General features: G+C 68.7%; 7 protein-coding genes and 1 tRNA gene. All 8 read left to right on the top strand.

From position 1 onward, the window contains the following. Nucleotides 1-26: 26 nt before the first annotated feature. The 8 genes from AB1609_17820 (at nt 27) to AB1609_17785 (ending at nt 3,758) form a co-directional block, all read left to right on the top strand. Nucleotides 27-284 carry a hypothetical protein gene (locus tag AB1609_17820; GenBank protein ID MEW6048304.1) on the top strand — a complete coding sequence of 86 codons (258 nt, stop codon included), beginning with the start codon at nt 27-29 and terminating at the stop codon, nt 282-284. A 1-nt stretch (nt 285) separates the two neighbouring features. Further along, nucleotides 286-810 carry a hypothetical protein gene (locus tag AB1609_17815; protein MEW6048303.1) on the top strand — a complete coding sequence of 175 codons (525 nt, stop codon included), beginning with the start codon at nt 286-288 and terminating at the stop codon, nt 808-810. Continuing rightward, the gene (locus AB1609_17810; protein ID MEW6048302.1) at nt 807-1,226 is read left to right on the top strand and encodes a hypothetical protein; all 420 of its coding nucleotides are present in this window, start codon (nt 807-809) and stop codon (nt 1,224-1,226) included. The genes AB1609_17815 and AB1609_17810 overlap by 4 nt, the downstream gene beginning before the upstream one ends. A 1-nt stretch (nt 1,227) precedes the next feature. Beyond that, nucleotides 1,228-2,286, top strand: a complete 1,059-nt coding sequence (locus AB1609_17805; GenBank protein MEW6048301.1) for an RNA ligase — start codon at nt 1,228-1,230, stop codon at nt 2,284-2,286. Between the two features lie 14 nt (nt 2,287-2,300). Continuing rightward, a tRNA-Ala gene (locus AB1609_17800) sits at nt 2,301-2,374 on the top strand. Between the two features lie 51 nt (nt 2,375-2,425). Beyond that, on the top strand, nt 2,426-2,860 hold the full coding sequence (locus tag AB1609_17795) for a hypothetical protein (protein ID MEW6048300.1): 435 nt from the start codon (nt 2,426-2,428) through the stop codon (nt 2,858-2,860). A 36-nt stretch (nt 2,861-2,896) separates the two neighbouring features. After that, nucleotides 2,897-3,067, top strand: a complete 171-nt coding sequence (locus AB1609_17790; GenBank protein ID MEW6048299.1) for a hypothetical protein — start codon at nt 2,897-2,899, stop codon at nt 3,065-3,067. Then, nucleotides 3,048-3,758: a hypothetical protein gene (locus AB1609_17785; protein MEW6048298.1), complete on the top strand. Its 711-nt coding sequence runs from the start codon at nt 3,048-3,050 to the stop codon at nt 3,756-3,758. The genes AB1609_17790 and AB1609_17785 overlap by 20 nt, the downstream gene beginning before the upstream one ends. The last annotated feature ends 27 nt before the right edge of the window (nt 3,759-3,785 follow it).

The raw sequence follows: 3,785 nt of genomic DNA, 5'->3' as shown, positions 1-3,785 counted from the left end.
GAGAGGGAAAGGAGGGAGGTCGTTGGATGAAACCGACGCGCAGGTCAACTGCCCACAGGCTGCTGGACAGCCTGTGGCCGAAGCTGAGCGCCGGGGAACTGCCCCGGCAGGTTGTGAGCCGGGACGGCATGCTCAGGGGCACCGTTACCGGCCGCACGTGGCGGTGCCGGATGGAAGGCTGCCGGGGGACGCGGATCGAGGTGCGCTGGCCGGACGGGACCGCCACCAGGCCCTGCAGCGCCGGGGTGCGGGCTCTGGACGCCGACACCTGGCAGATCCGGTAGGGTGGCGGCCGTGGGGCGGGTCGTGGCGGTCGACCTCTGCAACACGGTGGCGGCGGTGAATGCCGCCATCGCGGCCTGCCTGGGCCTGGGGGCCGGGTGGGTGTGGGAGACGTACAGCCTTGAGCCGGCGGGCATCCGCGACGCCGAGGCCTGGTTCCGGGGGCATCCTGAGGTGTTTGCCGAGGCGGAACCGGTGCCGGGAGCCGTAGAGGCGCTGGATGGGCTGGCCGCTACGGGCTGGGAGATCGTGTACGTCACCGCCCGGCCGGAGTGGGCGCGGTGGCTGAGCGCGGACTGGCTGAGGAGGCACGGGTTTCCTCGGGGTAGGTTGGTGATGACCGGGGATAAGGCCCGGGCATGTCTGGCCCTGGGGGTTTCCGCGGCCGTCGAAGACGCGCCGGAGCACATCCGGGCGGTGTCGCGGGTGGTGCCGGTGTACGTGCCCCGGCAGCCCTACAACGGCTCCCGCCTGGGCTGGCCGGAGATCTGCCGCGCGTTGCGCGGCGAAGGAGGGCGAACACGTTGAAATATGACGTTAGGGTGGTCGTGACTGAGGATGACTTCCGGGAAAAGGTGGCCGGGCTGGTCGGATGCCTGGCATTTCCCGCCCTCTGCCGCCCCGGGGGAGGCGGGACGGTGGAGATCCTCGTGGACAGTGTGCCGGGTGGGGAAGTTTCGGGACTGGAGAAGGCGCTGGTCAAGCGTGGTGTCGCTTTCGACCGGTACATCGCCTCCGACCCCCCGATGGTGCGCCGGTTCCGTCCGGAGCGGGATGGATCGGAAGAGGTGGACGTCGAGGTCGAGCTTGTCGGCGGCGCCGAACCCGCCGTGCCCGTGTCGCAGTTGCTCGAGGCGCTCCGGGAGTGCCCGGACTACGGGAGCCTCCGGCGCAGGATCGAGCGGCTGGTGCGTGAGGCGGGGCCAGTGCCGCTGGGGGAGTAGCATGGCAGTGTTCCGGGACATCGTGCAGCCGTATCTCGACCGCGGTTTGGTGACCTGTCAGCGCCACCCAGACTGGCCGGACCTGGCCATTTTCAATTACACGCCCAGGTGTGAGTTCGGGCGGTGCTGGGACAACGTGACACGGATCTGCCGGGGCCTCGTGGTCGACCTGGCGCAGGACCGCGTGGTCGCCCGGCCGTTTCCCAAGTTCTTCGGGTTGTGGGAGCTGCCGGCGCTCGGTATCAACCTGCCGCCCGGGGATCCCGAGGTGACCGTCAAGCTCGACGGTGTCCTGGGTATTTCGTACCGCACGCCGGATGGGGTGCTGCGCTGGGCCACCAGGGGCTCGTTCGTGTCGCCGCAGTCAAAGGTGGCGGAGCGCATGTGGGAGGGGCGGCGGGAACCGCCACGTGGACTGACGCTGCTCTGCGAGATCATTCACCCGGAGACGCGGGTGGTGATCCCGTATGACTTCGAGGATCTTGTCCTCGTGGGAGCGGTGGAGACCGAGACCGGCCGCGACCTGGACTGGGAGGAGCTCGCGCGGGTGGCGCGTGATGTCGGGCTCCGCGTGGTGGAGCGGGTGCCGCTGGACCTTGAAGGGGCGGTGGCCCAGGCTGAGAAAATGCACGCGGGCTCGGGGGAGGGCTTTGTCCTGCGCTGGCGGGGCGGCTTCAGAGTCAAGGTGAAGGCCCGCGACTACGTCGAGGCGCACCGGGTGCTACTGAGGCTAGAGTCACAGCGCAACCTGGCCGAGGCCTGGGAACGCGGCGAGGTGCGGCCCCTGCTCGAGAAGCTGCCGGACGGTGCGGCTCTGGCCGCCCGCGTGGCGGAGCTTGACCTCCTGTACCGGCGGGTACTGGACACCTGCGCGGCCTTCTTCGAGGCTAGGCGCAACCTATCCCCGAAAGAGTACGCTCTGCAGGTACAGGCCCAGCTGCCGGCATGGCTCTGGCCGGTGGCCTTCGCGGTCAGGCGGGGCGTGGCGGAGGCGGAGCCCGCAGCCAGGCGGGCTGCGACGAGGAGGTGGTTGACCGAGGCCGGCCGGGAACCGGCCTGAGGAGACTGTCGGGTGGGGGCGTGGCCCTTTGGGAGGGCGCCGGCTTCGCACGCCGGAGGTGCGGGTTCGATTCCCGCCGCCTCCACCATTGAGGGTGCAGGAAGGCGGCTCGCGCTTGGTATAGAGGGGAGGCGGTGACGTGGCTGAGCGTATTCCCGCCACCCTTTGGGTGGGCGGGTCCATTACCCGCGAGCAGTACGAGGAAATCAAACGGCTCATCGAGCAGGAAGGCGATCCCTTTTGCTCCGAGGTGAGCCCGGACAGCCTGGTATGCCGGACCGGCGGTGCCCTGTGGGGCGAGTTCGAGGATCTGGAACAGTACCTCGTGCAGCACGGCATCCCGTTCAACCGCCATACAGAAGCGAAGTACGAGTACGATGCCACGCTGCGCGTGTTCAGGCCGGGGGTGCTGGATGAGGAAGTTCCTGCCAACCAGGACGGCAACATTGTGGTGCTGGCGGAGGACATCCGGCAGGCGATTGCCGCTACGACAGCCCGGGAAGACCTCGTCCACCGGCTGGAGGAACTCACGCGCGCGTGCGTGCCGCTGCCGCCCCTGGTGGTAAAGGATTGAGAAAATGTTGGGCGGCGAGCGCGGGAGGGAGAGAAGATGCCGCAGTACCTGGTGAGAACGAACTGCGAGCACTCCATCGTGATTGAAGCTGCCAGTGCGGACGAGGCCATGGAGAAGGCCCAGGCCATCGACGTGGACAGTTGGAGCCAGGCCTGGGCCGTTGTCGAAGCCGAAGAGTTCGAAGGAGGTGGGCCTTCTGAGCCTTGAGCCGCACGCGGCCGGCCAGCTCATGTTCGATCTGGGCGTGGCAGAAGAAGAGGAGGGGCACCGTGAGGGTGCCCCTCCCTTTGCTTCCGCGGCAGACCGGGCGGGCCCCGGGGACACGGCCCCGGCAGCCTCGTCAGCGGCAGCCCGGTCCCCTACACGCGGCTACCGTCAGGTAAAGTCCCGGCCGGAAGACGAGTGGACGCCCGAACGCGTTCGCTCGTACCTTTCAGGCCTGGGTCTGCACCCAGACAACCTGGTGGTGGGGCCGGACATGCTTAAAGAGCTGCCGTTTGGCGGGGTCCGCCAGGTGGACTGGGCGGAAGGAGCGCGCAGGGCGTGCCTCCCGCTTCAGTTCCTGCCCGGGTGGAGGTGGGAGCCCTACTTTGTCACCGCCTTCGGCCAAGAGGGCCTCATCCTCGGGCGCCCCTGGGTGGCGCTGGCCCGCGAGCCGTCGGGAACCCTCCTGCCGCAGCACCGGCGGCGCGGGTTCGGCCGGAAGTTCCTGCACCTCCTGCTGGATTTTCACCCGCGGCTCTTGTGCGTGGCCTCGGAAGACAGCCGGCTGTTCTGGGGATCGCTTGCCCCGGCCATGGTGCCCCATCCGCTGCGCGAGGGGTGTTTTGTGTCGGAAGAAGTGGCCTTTCACCTCCGGGCTTGCAGGCTATGCGCCGGGGAGGGACACAGCGGCTGAGCTGTACCCGGAGGATGTCCGCGGACC

It is taken from the genome of Bacillota bacterium (assembly GCA_040754675.1).
Lineage (GTDB): Bacteria > Bacillota > Limnochordia > Limnochordales > Geochordaceae > Geochorda.
Note: the sequence above shows the minus strand (reverse complement) of the source record. Positions and strands in the feature narration are given on the sequence as shown.